The sequence below is a fragment of the Kitasatospora sp. NPDC001132 genome (assembly GCF_053598415.1).
The window spans coordinates 60,862-76,582 of sequence record NZ_JBSFKF010000014.1 but is presented as its reverse complement, the minus strand read 5'-3'; the positions used below and the strand labels follow the sequence as shown (position 1 = coordinate 76,582).

General features: G+C 72.1%; 16 protein-coding genes and 2 tRNA genes. 7 read left to right on the top strand and 11 right to left on the bottom strand.

Features of this window, described 5'->3' with window-relative positions; genetic code table 11:
* The first annotated feature begins 117 nt into the window (after positions 1-117).
* Complete coding sequence (locus ACWDBE_RS20430) at positions 118-1,017, top strand: phosphoribosylaminoimidazolesuccinocarboxamide synthase (protein WP_449787848.1); 900 nt, start codon at positions 118-120, stop codon at positions 1,015-1,017.
* Positions 1,018-1,052: 35 nt separating this feature from the next.
* On the opposite strand, the gene ACWDBE_RS20425 is transcribed toward ACWDBE_RS20430, so the two are convergent.
* From ACWDBE_RS20425 to ACWDBE_RS20395, 7 genes are all read right to left on the bottom strand, one after another.
* Positions 1,053-1,676, bottom strand: coding sequence for a response regulator (locus ACWDBE_RS20425; protein WP_449787847.1), 624 nt, complete (start codon positions 1,674-1,676; stop codon positions 1,053-1,055).
* 14 nt (positions 1,677-1,690) lie between these two features.
* Positions 1,691-2,920, bottom strand: coding sequence for a sensor histidine kinase (locus tag ACWDBE_RS20420; protein ID WP_449808704.1), 1,230 nt, complete (start codon positions 2,918-2,920; stop codon positions 1,691-1,693).
* Positions 2,921-3,032: 112 nt separating this feature from the next.
* Positions 3,033-3,872, bottom strand: a complete 840-nt coding sequence (locus tag ACWDBE_RS20415; protein ID WP_449808703.1) for an ABC transporter permease — start codon at positions 3,870-3,872, stop codon at positions 3,033-3,035.
* Positions 3,869-4,876, bottom strand: coding sequence for an ABC transporter ATP-binding protein (locus ACWDBE_RS20410; protein ID WP_449787844.1), 1,008 nt, complete (start codon positions 4,874-4,876; stop codon positions 3,869-3,871). Before ACWDBE_RS20410 ends, ACWDBE_RS20415 begins: the two co-directional genes overlap by 4 nt.
* 153 nt (positions 4,877-5,029) lie before the next feature.
* A tRNA-Gly gene (locus ACWDBE_RS20405) sits at positions 5,030-5,102 on the bottom strand.
* A gap of 39 nt (positions 5,103-5,141) precedes the next feature.
* Positions 5,142-5,214 (bottom strand) — tRNA-Gly (locus ACWDBE_RS20400).
* 144 nt (positions 5,215-5,358) lie between these two features.
* Entirely contained in the window at positions 5,359-5,676 is a 318-nt protein-coding gene (locus ACWDBE_RS20395) for a histone-like nucleoid-structuring protein Lsr2 (protein WP_030056585.1), read from the bottom strand.
* A 466-nt stretch (positions 5,677-6,142) separates the two neighbouring features.
* On the opposite strand from ACWDBE_RS20395, the gene purS reads away from it, so the two are divergent.
* From purS to ACWDBE_RS20375, 4 genes are all read left to right on the top strand, one after another.
* Complete coding sequence (purS, locus tag ACWDBE_RS20390) at positions 6,143-6,397, top strand: phosphoribosylformylglycinamidine synthase subunit PurS (RefSeq protein WP_049654013.1); 255 nt, start codon at positions 6,143-6,145, stop codon at positions 6,395-6,397.
* Positions 6,394-7,071: a phosphoribosylformylglycinamidine synthase subunit PurQ gene (gene purQ, locus ACWDBE_RS20385; RefSeq protein ID WP_392868575.1), complete on the top strand. Its 678-nt coding sequence runs from the start codon at positions 6,394-6,396 to the stop codon at positions 7,069-7,071. Before purS ends, purQ begins: the two co-directional genes overlap by 4 nt.
* Complete coding sequence (gene purL / locus ACWDBE_RS20380; protein WP_449787843.1) at positions 7,071-9,326, top strand: phosphoribosylformylglycinamidine synthase subunit PurL; 2,256 nt, start codon at positions 7,071-7,073, stop codon at positions 9,324-9,326. Before purQ ends, purL begins: the two co-directional genes overlap by 1 nt.
* A gap of 67 nt (positions 9,327-9,393) precedes the next feature.
* Positions 9,394-10,209, top strand: coding sequence for a maleylpyruvate isomerase family mycothiol-dependent enzyme (locus ACWDBE_RS20375; protein WP_392921195.1), 816 nt, complete (start codon positions 9,394-9,396; stop codon positions 10,207-10,209).
* A gap of 30 nt (positions 10,210-10,239) precedes the next feature.
* Here the strand turns inward: ACWDBE_RS20375 and ACWDBE_RS20370 are convergent, their stop codons facing one another.
* Positions 10,240-11,019, bottom strand: a complete 780-nt coding sequence (locus ACWDBE_RS20370; RefSeq protein ID WP_449787841.1) for a DUF3152 domain-containing protein — start codon at positions 11,017-11,019, stop codon at positions 10,240-10,242.
* Positions 11,020-11,241: 222 nt separating this feature from the next.
* Here ACWDBE_RS20370 and ACWDBE_RS20365 point away from each other — a divergent pair, with 222 nt between their 5' ends.
* Complete coding sequence (locus ACWDBE_RS20365; protein ID WP_449787840.1) at positions 11,242-11,661, top strand: DUF3151 domain-containing protein; 420 nt, start codon at positions 11,242-11,244, stop codon at positions 11,659-11,661.
* A gap of 117 nt (positions 11,662-11,778) precedes the next feature.
* Here the strand turns inward: ACWDBE_RS20365 and fbaA are convergent, their stop codons facing one another.
* Entirely contained in the window at positions 11,779-12,801 is a 1,023-nt protein-coding gene (gene fbaA, locus ACWDBE_RS20360) for a class II fructose-bisphosphate aldolase (protein WP_392868566.1), read from the bottom strand.
* A gap of 372 nt (positions 12,802-13,173) precedes the next feature.
* Between fbaA and ACWDBE_RS20355 the strand changes: the two genes are divergently transcribed.
* On the top strand, positions 13,174-13,893 hold the full coding sequence (locus tag ACWDBE_RS20355) for a DedA family protein (protein WP_449787839.1): 720 nt from the start codon (positions 13,174-13,176) through the stop codon (positions 13,891-13,893).
* 115 nt (positions 13,894-14,008) lie between these two features.
* Here the strand turns inward: ACWDBE_RS20355 and pyrE are convergent, their stop codons facing one another.
* Positions 14,009-14,545 carry an orotate phosphoribosyltransferase gene (gene pyrE, locus ACWDBE_RS20350; RefSeq protein WP_392868562.1) on the bottom strand — a complete coding sequence of 179 codons (537 nt, stop codon included), beginning with the start codon at positions 14,543-14,545 and terminating at the stop codon, positions 14,009-14,011.
* A gap of 44 nt (positions 14,546-14,589) precedes the next feature.
* Complete coding sequence (locus ACWDBE_RS20345; RefSeq protein ID WP_449787838.1) at positions 14,590-15,588, bottom strand: CoxG family protein; 999 nt, start codon at positions 15,586-15,588, stop codon at positions 14,590-14,592.
* Positions 15,589-15,721: the final 133 nt, after the last annotated feature.

Here is a 15,721-nt window from a genome sequence, read left to right as displayed (position 1 = left end):
GAACCGGCGGACGGTGGCCGGGGAACCGGTGTTCGGCGGCCGTGAAAGACTGCGGGGGCAGTGACCTCCCCTTTCGCGGTGCCCCCGCCCGCGAACGACCCCTGAGGACTGAACACCTTGAGCGGATTTGTCACCAAGCCCGAGCCGGTCCAGGTACCCGGCCTGGTCCACCTGCACACCGGCAAGGTGCGCGACCTCTACCGCACCGAGTCGGGTGAACTGGTCATGGTGGCCAGCGACCGGACGTCCGCCCACGACTGGGTGCTGCCGAACGAGATCCCGGACAAGGGCCGCATCCTCACCCAGCTGTCGCTGTGGTGGTTCGAGCGGATCGCCGACATCGTCCCCAACCACGTGATCTCCACCGAGGTCCCGGTCGGCGCCCCGGCCGACTGGAAGGGCCGCACGCTGGTCTGCCGCAGCCTGGAGATGGTCCCGGTCGAGGCGGTCGCCCGCGGCTACCTGGCCGGCTCCGGCCTGGCCGAGTACAACGAGAGCCGCACGGTCTGCGGCATCGCGCTGCCGGAGGGCCTGGAGAACAGCTCCGAGCTGCCCGGCCCGATCTACACCCCGGCGCTCAAGGCCGAGGTCGGCGAGCACGACGAGAACGTCTCCTACGAGGAGACCGCCCGCCGGATCGGCGCCGAGCTGGCCGCCCAGCTGCGCCGCACCACCCTGGACGTCTACGCCCGGGCCCGGGACATCGCCCGCGAGCGCGGCATCATCCTGGCCGACACCAAGTTCGAGTTCGGCCTGCTGGACGGCGAGCTGGTGATCGGCGACGAGGTGCTCACCCCGGACTCCTCCCGCTACTGGCCGGCCGACGACTACCAGCCGGGCCGCTCGCAGTCGTCCTTCGACAAGCAGCTGATCCGCGACTGGCTGGTCTCCCCGGCCTCCGGCTGGGACCGCCACAGCGAGCAGCCGCCGCCCGCGCTGCCGGCCGAGATCGTCGAGCGGACCCGCGCCAAGTACATCGAGGTGTACGAGCGGCTCACCGGGACCACCTGGGCCTGAGTCCGTCCGGACCGCCCGCGAGCGCCGGGGATCCCTCAGATCCAGCCGTGTTCGCGGGCGATCCGCACCGCCGCGTGCCGGTTCTCCGCGCCCAGCTTGGTGGCCGCCGAGGACAGGTAGTTGCGCACGGTGCCCTGGGAGAGCGAGGCCCGCTCGGCGATCCCGGCGATCGTGGTGCCGTCGGCGGCCAGCTCCAGGACGTCCGTCTCGCGCGGGGTCAGCGGGCTCTCGCCGGCGCTGATCGCGTCCGCCGCCAGCTCCGGATCCACGTACCGGCCGCCGGAGCGCACGGTGCGGATGATGCCGGCCAGGTCCGCCGCCGAGACGGTCTTCGGCAGGAAGCCGCGGATCCCGACCTCCAGCGCCCGCTTCAGGTAGCCCGGGCGGCCGTGGCCGGTGACGATCATGCAGCGGCAGTCCGGCAGCACCACGCGCAGCTGGGCGGCCACCTCGATGCCGTCCTTGCCCGGCATCTGGAGGTCCAGCACCGCGACGTCCGGGCGGTGCGCCAGCGCCATCGCCAGCGCCTCCGGACCGGAGCCGGCCTGGGCGACCACCTCGATGTCGTCCTCCAGCGAGAGCAGCGCGGCCAGCGCGCCCCGGATCAGGTGCTCGTCGTCGGCGAGCAGGACACGGACGGGCGCGGCGTTCTCGGTCATCGGGCGGGCCTTCCTCAGCGGGGGAGCGGGACGGTGGCGAGCATCCGGAAGACGCCCGCCTCGGCGGCCGGTACGGTCAGCTCGCCGTCGTGGGCGGCGAGCCGCTCGCGCAGCCCGCGCAGCCCGGTGCCGCTGCCCTGGGAGGGGAGCGGGACGTCGGGCACCCCGTCATTCTCCAGTTCCAGCACGGCCCGTCCGTCCTCGGTCCGCAGCCGGATCAGGCAGCGGCCGGCCTCGCTGTGCCGCAGCACGTTGGTGGTGGCCTCGCGGATCACCCAGCCGAACACCGACTGGACCGGGGGCGGCAGCTCGTCGGCGTGCTCGCCGAGGTCGATCTCACAGGCGACGTCGGCCGAGCGCAGCACCGCCCGGGCGCCGATCGCCTCGGCGTGCAGGTCGGCGGTGCGGTAGCCGCGGATGACGTCCCGGACCTCGCGCTGCGACTCCTGGGCGATCTTCTGCACCTCGACCATCTGGTCGGCGGCCTCCTCGCGCCCCCGGCGGGCGAGCTGGACGGCGAGCTCGCTCTTGAGCGCGATGGTGGTGAGGTTGCGGCCCATCACGTCGTGCAGGTCGCGGGAGAAGCGCAGCCGCTCCTCGGCGACGGCCAGCCGGGACTGGGCCTCGCGGGCGGCGTCCAGCTCCCAGACCACCGAGGTCAGCCAGGCGAAGCTGCGGCAGGTCCCGCCGAGGATGGGCAGCATGACCAGGCAGCCGATCAGCAGCCCGGCGGTACCGGCGAGGCCGTACCCGGCCAGCACCATCGCCGGCGCGGTCAGCAGGAACCCGCCGAGGGCGGCCAGCGAGGCCTGGGCGATCGACAGTCCGATGGACGCCGGGCCGAAGGCGACGGCGAGCAGGAGGGCCGCCATCGTGGAGGTGAACGCCATCCCGGACCGGCCGTCCGCCCCGTCGGCGTGCGGTCCGAGCAGCAGGACGGCCCAGGAGCCGGCCACCGCGAACGCACCGTTGACGGCCAGCCACCGCAGGTGGTCGGTGGGGCGCTTCAGGTAGTGGTCGAGCGAGGTGCGGCAGGCCCGCAGGCCCAGCAGCGTCGACGCGAGCGAGACCAGCAGGGCGATCCGGACCGTCCCGACGGAGTCCGGCAGGTCGGCCCGGGCCCCGGCGGAGAGCAGGGTGATCGGGAGCAGCAGCAGCGGCAGCGTGTAGAGCGACCAGCGGAAGTACAGCTCGGTGCGCCGGGGCTTGCTCAGGCTCGTCCAGCTGCGAAGCGGTGACCGCATTCTCAATTCTTCCGCCCCAGTTCGATCACGATCTTGCCGGTGTCTTCATATCAGAGGCACGGAAGGCGTTCATCCGACGGATGAACGCCTTCCGTGCGCGGTGCCCTTCGGGTCAGCGGCGCGGCTCCCAGTGGAAGTAGCGCACCGCGCCCCAGACGGCCAGGCCCAGCCAGATGGTCCCGGTGACCAGGTGCGAGCCGGCGGCGCCCCAGGAGCCGGCGAAGCCGGTCGCGGCGGCCGAGCCGTCAGTGCCGAACCAGCCGACCCGGATCAGCTGGAAGGCGGGGGTGGTCGGCAGCAGGCGGCAGATGTCGGCCAGCTGCTTGGGCATGACCTCCAGCGGGACGAACAGGCCGGAGCCGAGCTGCATCACCAGCATGATCGGCAGGGTGGTGATGCCCGAGCTCTCCACGGTCTTGGTGAAGGCGCTGGACAGCGCGGCCAGGGCGATCATGGTGGCCAGTGCCAGCAGCAGGCCGACCAGCATCAGCACCGGGTTGACCGGCACGGCCAGGTGCAGGCCGAGGCTGCCGCCGATCCCGATCAGGGCGGCCATCATCAGGCCGAGCGCGAGCGAGGGGACGGCGGTGCCGAGCAGGATTTCGATGTCCCGGGCCTCGCCGGTGCGCAGCCGCTTGAGGACCAGCTCACCGCGCCGCCCGACGTACGCGGCGGTCAGGTTGTAGTACACGACGAAGGCCAGGATCATCCCGACCGAGCCGTAGACCAGCAGCGAGTCGACGTCCAGCCCGGGGTTGGACTCGGCCTGCTTCGACAGCACGCCCTGGAGGGTGAAGACCAGCACCAGCGGCAGCACCAGGGCGGTGAACAGGGCCGTGCGGTTGCGCATCAGCAGGGTGGCCTCGGCCCGGCCGAGGGCGAGCAGTCGACGGACGGTGGTGCTCTGCGGACCGGCGGTGGCGGTGGCGGTGGCGGTGGCGGCGGTGGTCATCGGGCGGATCCGATCAGGCGGCGGCGGGCGGGGCGGGTGGCGGCGGGCGCCTGCGGGGGGTTCTGGTGGGCGGCCTCGGAGGCGATCGCGAGGAAGGCCTCCTCCAGCGAGGCGCTGCGGGCGTCCAGGGCGCCGAGCGCGATCCCGTGCTGCCGGGCCCAGCCGAGCAGGTCGGTCAGGGTGTCCTGGAGCCCGAGGGTCTGCACGGTGACCCTGCGGCCCTCGACGCCGATCTCGGCCCCGGCCAGGACGGGCAGTGCCGTCCCGGCGAAGTCGGGGAGCTCGAAGCTGATCCGGGCGGGTCGGCCGGCGATCACCTCGGCGACGGTGCCGGAGGTGACGACCCGGCCGCCGTGCATGATGGCCAGCCGGTCGGCCAGCTCCTCGGCCTCCTCCAGGTAGTGCGTGGTGAGCAGCACCGTGGTGCCCTGGGCGCGCAGCTCGCGGACCAGCTGCCAGACGGCGGCGCGCGCCTCCGGGTCGAGACCGGTGCTCGGCTCGTCCAGGAAGAGCACCTCGGGGCGGCCGAGCAGGGCCATCGCGAGGTCGAGCCGGCGCTTCTCGCCGCCGGACAGCTGCTTGACCCGGACGTTCGCGCGGTGGCCGAGGCCGACCAGCTCCAGCGCCTCCGCCACCGGGCGGGCGCCGCTGGTCATCCCGGCCCAGGCGCGGCCGGTCTCGGCGGCGGTGAGCTCGCCGGGGAAGCCGCCCTCCTGGAGCATGATGCCGATCCGCGGGCGGACGGCGGCGCGCTCCTTGAAGGGGTCCCGGCCGAGCACCCGGACGGTGCCGCCGGTGGGGGCGGCCAGGCCCTCGATGACCTCCATGGTGGAGGTCTTGCCGGCCCCGTTGGTGCCGAGCAGGGCGAACAGTTCGCCGCGGCGGACGGTCAGGTCGACGCCGCGCACGGCGTGGTACCCGGAGGTGCCGCCGCCGTAGTGGCGGTGCAGGTCGGTGACCTCGATCACGTCGTCGCTGGGGCGGGAGGGCCGGCTCGTTTCCATGCCTCAAGCCTTCCGCCGACCGGGCCGCGCGGGCAGTGCGCGCCGTCATGACATCGCGGTGCGGATGCACGGGTCGGCGATGACAAATGTCATGGGTCGTTTTGCCGGGGAATGCCGAAGGGCCCCCTCATCCGAGGGGGCCCTTCGTATCGGAGCGGACGACGAGATTCGAACTCGCGACCCTCACCTTGGCAAGGTGATGCTCTACCAACTGAGCCACGTCCGCAGGTCAAACTATTGAGTTGTGCTGTGCTCGCGCACTGCGAGCGGACGACGAGATTCGAACTCGCGACCCTCACCTTGGCAAGGTGATGCTCTACCAACTGAGCCACGTCCGCATGGTGCCTGGTGGGGCACCCGCCGCCTCTTCGGATCTCTCCGTTGCGGCGACGAGGAATACTCTACAGCATCTTTCGGGGTGGTCGCCCCACCCTTTCGGTCCGGGCGGGCGGGGCGACCGGGGAGCGGTGTCCCCGCGGGGCTCAGTTCGCCTCGGCGAACGCCTCGTACACGTGCTTGGGGATGCGGCCGCGGGCCGGCAGTTCCATCCCGCGGGACAGGGCCCAGGCGCGGACGGCGGCTGGGTCCGGGGTGAGGGCCGTGCGGCGGAAGGACTTTCCGGTGCGGCTCTGGCGGCGGCCGGCGGCGACGAACGGCGCGAGGGCCTCCCGCAGCTTTTCCGCGTTGTCCACGGACAGGTCGATCTCGTACGACTTCCCGTCGACGCCGAAGTGGACGGTTTCCGCGGCGGCGCCGCCGTCCAGGTCGTCGGAGAGCGTGACAACTACACGCTGAGCCATGGGTGTCAATCCTCTCGGGCAATTCGGCCGCCGGTCCGAGGGGGTACCGAGGCCTGATGTGCACCAACTCGCGCAAGCACGTACGGGCAGGCCGGGTGGCCCGCCTGATACGCAGCACTTGCCGCGACAGGTGGCCCCTATTCTGCACCCGAAGGGGGCCGAAATCGAAGAGTCCGGCATTTTTTTCCGGATATTCACGTCTCTTCGCGGGACTGCGGGATACCGATGTGCGGGACGGGCGGATCTGTCCCCAAGTGCCGTATTCGGGTGTTCTCCCGGCGGCGTCGTTCCGGGGCCCGAATCCGGGGAAACCGGTCGGCCCGGGTCGGTGGCGAGGGGCCTGGATCCCTTGCGGCGTAAGGGTCTGGAGTCTACGCGCGTCGCTATCCCCGGCCAGCAATCCTGCCCGAAACCACGGGTAGTCTGGGGTTCCCCCGCCTCACCGAAGACACCACCGGGAGTGCCAGTGGCACGCGTCGTAGTCGACGTCATGCTCAAGCCGGAGATCCTCGACCCCCAGGGACAGGCGGTGCAGCGCGCACTGCCCCGTCTCGGATTCACCGGGATCGCCGACGTCCGCCAGGGCAAGCGTTTCGAGCTGGATGTGGAGGGCCCGGTCGACGACGCGGCGCTCGCCCGTATCCGCGAAGCCGCCGAGACCTTTCTCGCCAACACCGTGATCGAGGACTTCACCGTCCGGGTCGAGGAGGAGGGCAAGTGACCACCCGCGTCGGCGTCGTCACTTTCCCCGGCTCCCTCGACGACCGCGACGCCCAGCGGGCGGTCCGTCTCGCCGGCGCCGAGCCGGTCGCCCTCTGGCACCGTGACAAGGATCTCCACCAGGTCGACGCCGTCGTCCTGCCGGGCGGATTCAGTTACGGCGACTATCTGCGCTGCGGTGCGATCTCCCGCTTCTCGCCGGTGATGGAGACCGTCATCGAGCAGGCGAAGCTCGGAATGCCGGTGCTCGGTATCTGCAACGGCTTCCAGGTGCTGTGCGAATCGCACCTGCTGCCCGGTGCGCTCCACCGGAACGACTCGCTGCACTTCATCTGCCGCGACCAGAAGCTGCGCATCGAGAACGCCGGCACCGCCTGGACCCGGGATTACTCGGCGGGCCAGGAAATCGTCGTCCCGCTGAAGAACGGCGAGGGCCGCTTCGTCGCCGACGAGCGGGTGCTGGACGAACTGGAGGCGGAGGGCCGGGTCGTCGCCCGTTACCTCGACGTCAACCCGAACGGTTCGTACCGCGACATCGCAGGCATCACCAACGCCGCCGGCAATGTCGTCGGCCTGATGCCGCACCCGGAGCACGCCGTGGAGCCGCTCACCGGTCCGACCACCGAGGGCCTGGGCTTCTTCACTTCCGTCCTGAAGCAGCTGGTGAACGCCTGATGAGCCTCGACACCGTCAAGATCGCCGAGCAGACCCCGGACGCCGCCCAGCCCTGGGCCGAACTCGGCCTCAAGCAGGACGAGTACGCCCGCATCCGGGAGATCCTCGGCCGCCGCCCGACCGGCGCCGAACTCGCCATGTACTCGGTCATGTGGTCGGAGCACTGTTCGTACAAGAGCAGCAAGGTCCACCTGAAGCAGTTCGGCGAGAAGAAGCCGGATTCGGACGCGATGCTCGTCGGCATCGGCGAGAACGCCGGCGTCGTCGACGTCGGCCAGGGCTACGCGGTCACCTTCAAGGTCGAGTCGCACAACCACCCGTCGTACATCGAGCCCTACCAGGGCGCGGCCACCGGCATCGGCGGCATCGTGCGCGACATCCTGGCGATGGGCGCCCGCCCGGTCGCCGTGATGGACCCGCTGCGCTTCGGTGCGGCCGACCACCCGGACACCCGGCGCGTGCTGCCCGGGATCGTCGCGGGCATCGGCGGCTACGGCAACTGCCTGGGCCTGCCGAACATCGGCGGCGAGGTCGTCTTCGACTCCTGCTACCAGGGCAACCCGCTGGTCAACGCGCTGTGCGTGGGCGTCATGAAGCACGAGGACATCCACCTCGCGCAGGCCTCCGGCGCCGGCAACAAGGTCATCCTGTACGGCGCCCGCACCGGTGGCGACGGCATCGGCGGCGTCTCGGTGCTCGCCTCCGAGACCTTCGACGACACCAAGCCGGCCAAGCGCCCGGCCGTCCAGGTCGGCGACCCGTTCCAGGAGAAGCTCCTGATCGAGTGCACCCTGGAGATCTTCCGGGAGAAGCTCGTCAAGGGCATCCAGGACCTCGGCGGGGCCGGCCTTTCCTGCGCCACCAGCGAGCTGGCCTCGGCCGGCTCCGGCGGCATGCGGATCGAGCTCGACACCGTGCACCTGCGCGACCACACGCTCTCGCCGGAGGAGATCCTCATGAGCGAGTCGCAGGAGCGCATGTGCGCGATCGTGGAGCCCGACAAGGTCGACCGCTTCCTGGAGATCTGCGAGAAGTGGGACGTCATCGCCAACGTCATCGGTGAGGTGACCGACGGCGAGCGCCTGGAGATCTACTGGCACGGCGAGCTCGTGGTGGACGTCCCGCCGCGCACCGTCGCCCACGAGGGCCCGACCTACCAGCGTCCGTACGCCCGTCCGAGCTGGCAGGACGCGCTGCAGGCCGACGCCCCGACCGCCGAGCGGCTGGCCCGCCCGACCACCGGCGAGGGCCTCAAGGCCGACCTGCTGAAGGTCACCAGCCACCCGAACCAGGCCTCCAAGTCCTGGATCACCAACCAGTACGACCGCTACGTGCTGGGCAACACGGTGCTCGCCTCCGGCGAGGACTCGGGCATGATCCGGATCGACGAGGAGACCAACCTCGGCGTCTCGGTCGCCACCGACGGCAACGGCCGCTTCGCCAAGCTGGACCCGTACACCGGCGCCCAGCTGGCTCTGGCCGAGGCGTACCGCAACGTCGCGGCCGGCGGTGCCAAGCCGCTCGCCGTCTCCGACTGCCTCAACTTCGGCTCCCCCGAGGACCCGGACGTGATGTGGCAGTTCGCCGAGGCCACCCGCGGCCTGGCCGACGCCTGCCTGGTGCTCGGCACCCCGGTCACCGGCGGCAACGTCTCGCTGTACAACCAGACCGGCGAGGTCGCCATCCACCCGACCCCGGTGGTCGCGGTGCTCGGCGTCATCGACGACGTCACCCGGCGCACCCCGCTGGCCTTCGCCGAGGAGGGGCAGCTGCTCTACCTGCTCGGCGACACGGCGGACGAGCTCGGCGGTTCGGCCTGGTCGCAGGCGGTCCACGACCACCTCGGCGGCCTGCCGCCCAAGGTGGACCTGGAGCGCGAGCGGCTGCTCGGCGAGATCCTGATCGCCGCCTCGCGCGACGGCATGATCGACGCCGCGCACGACCTGTCCGACGGCGGTCTCGGCCAGGCGCTGGTGGAGAGCTGCCTCAAGGGCGGTCACGGTGCGCGCATCGTCGTGCCCGAGGGCCAGGACCCGTTCGTCCTGCTGTTCTCGGAGTCGGCCGGCCGCGCCGTCGTGGCGGTGCCGCGCAGCGAGGAGCTCCGGTTCAACGACATGTGCACCGCGCGCGGCCTGCCGGCCACCCGGATCGGTGTCGTGGACGGCGACAGCCTGGACGTCCAGGGCCAGTTCAGCGTCTCGCTGGCGGAACTGACGGAGGCTCACACCGGCGTCATCGAGGCCCTGCTGGCCTGACGCACGGTTCCTGAGGGGCGGGCGGTTCTCTGGTGAACCACCCGCCCCTCGGCGTATGTTGACGCCCATGCCTGCCAAGTCCCGTACGTATCAGCCGCAGAAGGTGAGCGCCGCCTTGGTGGCGCAGAGCGAGGCGGTGCGCGATGTCGTGCACCGGCTGACGGATTCCGACCTCGACCGGACGACCCGGCTCGGCGCCTGGAAGGTGCGCGAGCTGGTGACCCACGTGAGCCTGGCGCTGAGCCAGCTGCTGGGCGTGCTGAACTCGCCGGAGCCGGACGGGCCGGCGCTCCCGCTGGCCGACTACGCGGCGATGGCCGCGACGATGGCCGAGTTCGTCGACAGCGCGACCACGGAGCACGCGGAGACCGGCTTCGCCGGCTCGGCCAAGGAGGTGGCCGCCGAGTTCGACCGGTCGCTCGACGCCGTGCGGGCGGTGCTCGACGGGCCGGCCGTGGCGGACCCGGAGCGGAAGGTCACCTTCCTGACCGGACATCCGATGCTCCTGACCGAGTACCTGGTGTCCCGGCTGGTCGAGGCCGTGGTGCACGCCGACGACCTGGCCGACGCGCTCGGCCTGGACGCCTTCCCGCACGACCCCCAGGCCCTCGCCGCCGTCTCCCGGATGCTGGCCGACGCCCTCGCCGGGCAGGTGCCCGGCGGCGCGGTCGAGCTGCGGGTCCCGCCGTACGCGGTGGTCCAGGCGGTGCCGGGGCCGAAGCACACCCGGGGCACCCCGCCCAACGTGGTGGAGACCGATCCGCTGACCTGGATCCGGCTGGCCACCGGCCGGCTCGACTGGGCGGCGGCGGTGGAGTCGGCCAAGGTGTCCGCCTCGGGGGAGCGCAGCGACCTGCGGGCCTACCTGCCGGTGCTCGGCTAGGACTTCGGCCGGCGGGCCGTCCGGATCCTGTCAGGGGACGGACGGCCCGCTGAGGTACACGCCCTCCGCCGAGTACGGCCAGGCGTTGGGCGCGCAGCCCTTGAGGCCGTAGATCTGCTGCATCATCGCGGGCGCGGGCTTGCCCTCGCCCGGGCAGCTCTCGTGGCCGTGGCCGATCCGGTGGCCCACCTCGTGGTTGACGATCAGCGCCCGGTACTCCTCCAGCGGTCCGCTGAACTGGGGTGAACCGGTGTTCCAGCGCTTGGAGTTGACGAGCACCTGGTTGCCGACGTTGCAGTTGACCTCGCCGTGGGTGTCCAGGCCGGACGCGCCGCAGATCCGGTCCACGGTGGCCGGGGAGGCGATCTTCACGGTGAAGTCATACGGGCCGCTCGCGACCAGCTGGAAGCCGTTCTTGTGGTCGTTGGTCCAGCCGCGCTTGTCGCCGAGGATGCCGTGGATCTGCGCGGCGGCGGTCGGGGCGTCGATGCCGATGCCGTCCTCGACCTCCACCCGGTAGCGGCGCACGTTGCCGCGCCCGACCGGTTTGGCGGTGGCGGGGGCGACGGTGAAGGTGCCCGCGCCCTTGGTGGGGCCGGGGTCGGGGCCGGCGGGGGCGGGCGGTGCCACGGGCGGCGGGGTGTCGTCCGGGGGCGGAGTCGGCTCCGGCGCGGCCGTGGCGGTCTGTTCGGCCGGCGGGGCGACCCGCGCCTGGGTGGTCGGGGTGGCGGCCGGGGTTCCCCCCGGGCGGTTCAGCACGACCGCCGTGGCACCCAGCACCAGCGCGGAGAGCACCAGCGCCATGAGCATGCCAGGACCGGGTCTGCGCCGCGGTCGGCGGCGTCGGCGACCGCCCTTCCGGGGCGGTGCGGTGCGCCTGCCGACGGATCGGGCTGCGGACATGATCTTCACACTGGCACGGCGAACGGGTGAATGTCTACGTGCCTGGTGGGAGAGGTTCGCCGCCCCGGGGGCGGTGCTCCGTCCGGGACGGCGGTTGACCCCTGCGTCTCGGGTGGCAGACTTCAGGGCATGGCGATTCACAGGAATCTTCTCGACGGTCCCGAACCGACCCTCCTCCCGGAGGAGGAGCGCCCCTACCGGATGCTCGCGGAGGAGTCGGCCTCCCCGACCCAGGTGGCGGCCGAGTTCCCGGCCTTCTGCCTGGCCTGGGCGATGCTCGCCGACGACGCCTTCGCGGCCGGCCGGTACGTCGAGTCGTACGCCTACGCCCGTACCGGCTACCACCGTGGCCTGGACGCGCTGCGGCGCAACGGCTGGAAGGGCCACGGCCCGGTGCCGTGGGAGCACCGCGGCAACCGCGGCTTCCTGCGCTGCCTGGCGGGGCTCGCCCGGGCGGCCGGCGCGATCAAGGAGACCGAGGAAGAGGCCCGCTGCTGGCAGTTCCTGAAGGACAGCAGTGCGGAGGCGTACGCGGAGCTCAAGCAGTAACCACCCCCGACGTGACGGGTGCCCCCGGCGGAGAAACCGCCGGGGGCACCCGTGTTTTCACGCTCGGGGCGCGGGTTCGCACGCTCGGGGCGGGCACTTCCGCGCTCGCGGCGCGGATCACTTCAGGCGCTTGCCCGCCGAACGCAGCTGCTCGGCGGCCTCGACCACACGGGCGGCCATGCCGGCCTCGGCCAGCTTGCCCCAGGTGCGCGGGTCGTAGGTGTTCTTCTTGCCGACCTCGCCGTCGACCTTCAGCACGCCGTCGTAGTTGGCGAACATGTGGCCGGCCACCGGGCGGGTGAAGGCGTACTGGGTGTCGGTGTCCAGGTTCATCTTCACGACGCCGTTCTCCAGCGCGGTGGCGATCTCCTCGGCGCTCGAGCCCGAGCCGCCGTGGAAGACGAAGTCGAACGGGTCGGTCTTGCCGTACTGCTTGCCGATCGCGTCCTGGAGCTCGCGCAGCAGCTCCGGCTTCAGCACGACGTTGCCCGGCTTGTACACGCCGTGCACGTTGCCGAAGGAGGCGGCCAGCAGGTAGCGGCCCTTCTCGCCCAGGCCCAGCGCCTCGGCGGTGCGCACGGCGTCGTTGACGGTGGTGTACAGCTCGTCGTTGATCTCGTGGGTGACGCCGTCCTCCTCGCCGCCGGTCGGGGTGATCTCGACCTCGAGGATGATCTTGGCGGCGGCGGCCTGGGCCAGCAGCTCCTGGGCGATGGCCAGGTTGTCGGAGAGGGTCTCGGCCGAGCCGTCCCACATGTGCGACTGGAACAGCGGGTTCCGGCCCTTGGCCACGCGCTCGGCGGAGACCGCCAGCAGCGGGCGGACGTAGCCGTCCAGCTTGTCCTTCGGGCAGTGGTCGGTGTGCAGCGCGACGGTGACGTCGTACTTGGCGGCGACGATGTGGGCGAACTCGGCGAGCGCGACGGCGCCGGTCACCATGTCCTTGTTGTGCTGGCCGCCCAGGAACTCCGCGCCACCGGTCGAGATCTGGATGATGCCGTCGCTCTCGGCCTCGGCGAAACCACGCAGCGCGGCGTGCAGGGTCTGCGACGACGTGACGTTGATGGCCGGGTAGGCGAACTTGCCCGCCTTGGCCCGGTCCAGCATCTCGTTGTAGACCTCGGGAGTTGCGATGGGCATGCGATCCGCTCCTGTCGGGTTGCGGCGTACGGACGGTGCTGTCCGACGCTGTGTACGCCTTCGTGACGACTCCGTGCCGGCCCGCCGACGCGCGGCGTTGCGGTGTGGCTCTCCGGCACGTTCGAGGCGACCTCCGCGGTACGGCCATGAGGGTGGTGTGCCGTTGCGGACCGGACGCCTGTGCCATCTTCCCAGACTCGTGCCCGCAGGTCAGCAGGAGCCCGGCATGCGGAACGGCGCACGGCACGGGCGCACGGCGGGCTCCGGGCGGGTCCCGGGCGGCCCCGACGGGGGCCGGGAGCGCTCCCGGCCGGGCACCGCAGGCGCGGTGCGCCCGCTTCGCCGGCAGGGTGCGCCCGCTATCCTGCGCCCGTGGACTACAACCAGCTGGCCGTCAACCTGCTCGACGCCAAATCCCTGATCTCGTCCCTCGGCGCCATCGGGCTGATCGCGATCATCTTCGCGGAGACCGGCCTGCTGGTCGGCTTCTTCTTCCCGGGCGACTCGCTGCTCATCCTCGCGGGTGTCGCCGCCTCGAACGCCGCCTCCTCGGTGCTCGGCGACGGCGCCAAGCTGCCGATCGCCGTGCTGCTGATCGGCTGCCCGATCGCGGCGATCGCCGGTGCCCAGCTCGGGCACCTGATCGGTGCCAAGGTCGGGCCGAAGATGTTCGACAAGCCCGATTCGAAGATCTTCCGCCGCGAGTACGTGGTGAAGGCGGAGGAGTACTTCAACAAGTTCGGCTCCGGCAAGGCCGTGGTGCTGGCCCGCTTCATGCCGATCATCCGCACCTTCCTGAACCCGGTCGCCGGCACCCTGGAGATGCCCGCCCGGACCTTCTTCGTCTGGAACGTGGTCGGCGGCGTGCTGTGGACCGAGTCCATGCTGCTGATCGGCTACTTCTTCGGTGACGCGCTCGCCCCGGTGATCGACAAGTACCTGATCCCGGCGGTGCTGCTGATCGTCCTGCTGTCGATCTCGCCGATCCTGGTCGAGGTCATGCGCGAGCGGAAGAAGAAGCGGGCCGGCGGTGCCGAGGCCGCCGGCGAGAGCCAGGTCCAGGTCGGCAACGGCCGGCACCGGCGGGGCTGAGTCCGACACCGGCCCCGGCGGGGCCGGGCGCCCGCCGCGCCGGACACGACGGAGGGCCGGTGCTGTTTCACGTGAAACAGCACCGGCCCTCCGTCGTTCGTCGTACCGGGCGGGGTCAGAGACCCAGGTCGTCCAGGGTGTACGCGGTCACGTACTCCAGGCCCTCGGCCTCGACGGCGGCCGCGCCGCCGCGCTCCACGATCACCGCGACGCCGACCACCTCGGCGCCCGCCTCACGCAGCGCCTCCACGGCGGTCAGCACCGAGCCGCCGGTGGTGGAGGTGTCCTCGACGGCCAGCACCCGGCGGCCCTTGACCTCCGGGCCCTCGATCCGGCGCTGGAGGCCGTGGGCCTTGCCGGTCTTGCGGACCACGAAGGCGTCCAGCTGCTGCCCGCGCGCGGCGGCGGCGTGCAGCATCGAGGCGGCCACCGGGTCGGCACCCAGGGTCAGACCGCCGACGGCGTCGTACTCCAGGTGCGAGGTCGCGTCCAGCATCACCCGGCCGACCAGCGGGGCGGCCACGCCGTCCAGCGTGATCCGGCGCAGGTCGACGTAGTAGTCGGCCTCCTTGCCGGAGGAGAGGGTGACCTTGCCGTGCACGACGGCCTTGTCCTTGATCTGTGCCAGCAGGGCGTCGCGGTCGTTGCTCATGAGCGTTCAGTCTAGGCCCTGGTGGTCCCGGCGGCTCTCCGGGCTCAGCGCCGGCGCAGCGCCCTGACCAGCACCACGGCACCGCCCAGCAGCGCCACCGAGCCGCCGATCACCCACGGCACCGCGCTGCGGCCGCCGGTGCCAGGCACCACGATCCCACCGGCCTCGCCGCCCCAGCGGGACGCCGCCCGGGCCCGCGCGCTGCGGGCGGGCAGCGCCGGGGCGTACGGGCCGCGCGGCGGGGCGTGGTCCACCTCCTCGGCGGACCGGCCGACGATGCTGCGGCGCACCGGGCCGGAGAGCACCGGCTCGTCCTCGTACGCGAAGAGCGGCTCGGCGGGGAGTTCCTCGGCGACGCCGTCCCGCTCGGCGGAGCCGTCCGCGCCCTCGCCGTCGACGTCGTCCTCGTCCTCGTCGTCGGCGGAACCGGTGGGCAGACCGAAGCGCTCGGCGTCGGCGTCGGAGAAGGCGATCAGGTCGGAGAGGTCGTCGTCCAGGTCGTCACCGGGCTGGTCCTGGCGCTCCTCGATGAAGACCACACCGGCGTCCGCCCCGGCGGGGGCGTCCTCCTCCTGGTCCTGGTCCTGCGGCTGCTCGTCCTCCGGGGCGACCAGCGCGGCGGCGAACCTGTCCAGCAGACGGCGGCCGGTGGCGTCGAGGGTCTCCTCGTCGAACTCGGTCAGCCGGCCGGTGGCGCTCAGGTCACCGGTGAAGCGGATCGCCGCGGTGCCGTCCCCGGGGCCGTCCGCGACGCTGACCCGGACCGTGGCGGTCGCCTCGCCGCTGCCCCGGGCCTCCTCGCCCTCGGCCAGCACCGTCAGCACGCCCTCCCGGCCCTCGATCAGCGACAGCACGCCCTTGTACGTGATCGTGGAGCCGCCGACCCGCAGCTTCAGCCGGCCGCTGATCTCCTCGGCCGCACCGGCGCCGACCGCGGCCGGCTCGGTGCTCAGCCCCGGCACACTCCGCGCCAGCAGCGCCGGATCCTGCAAGGCCTGCCGCACCAGCTCGGCGGACATCGGGACGACAACCTCATGCTCCATGCCACGGAGCCTACCGACTGCCCCCCGCCCGGTCCCTACCCACCACCATCCGATTTTCCCCACCCCGCCTGTTCCCCCGGCCGTCGCACCACCGCCCCGGCCCGGAGGCGGGGGTCGTGGCGCGGCCCGCCGC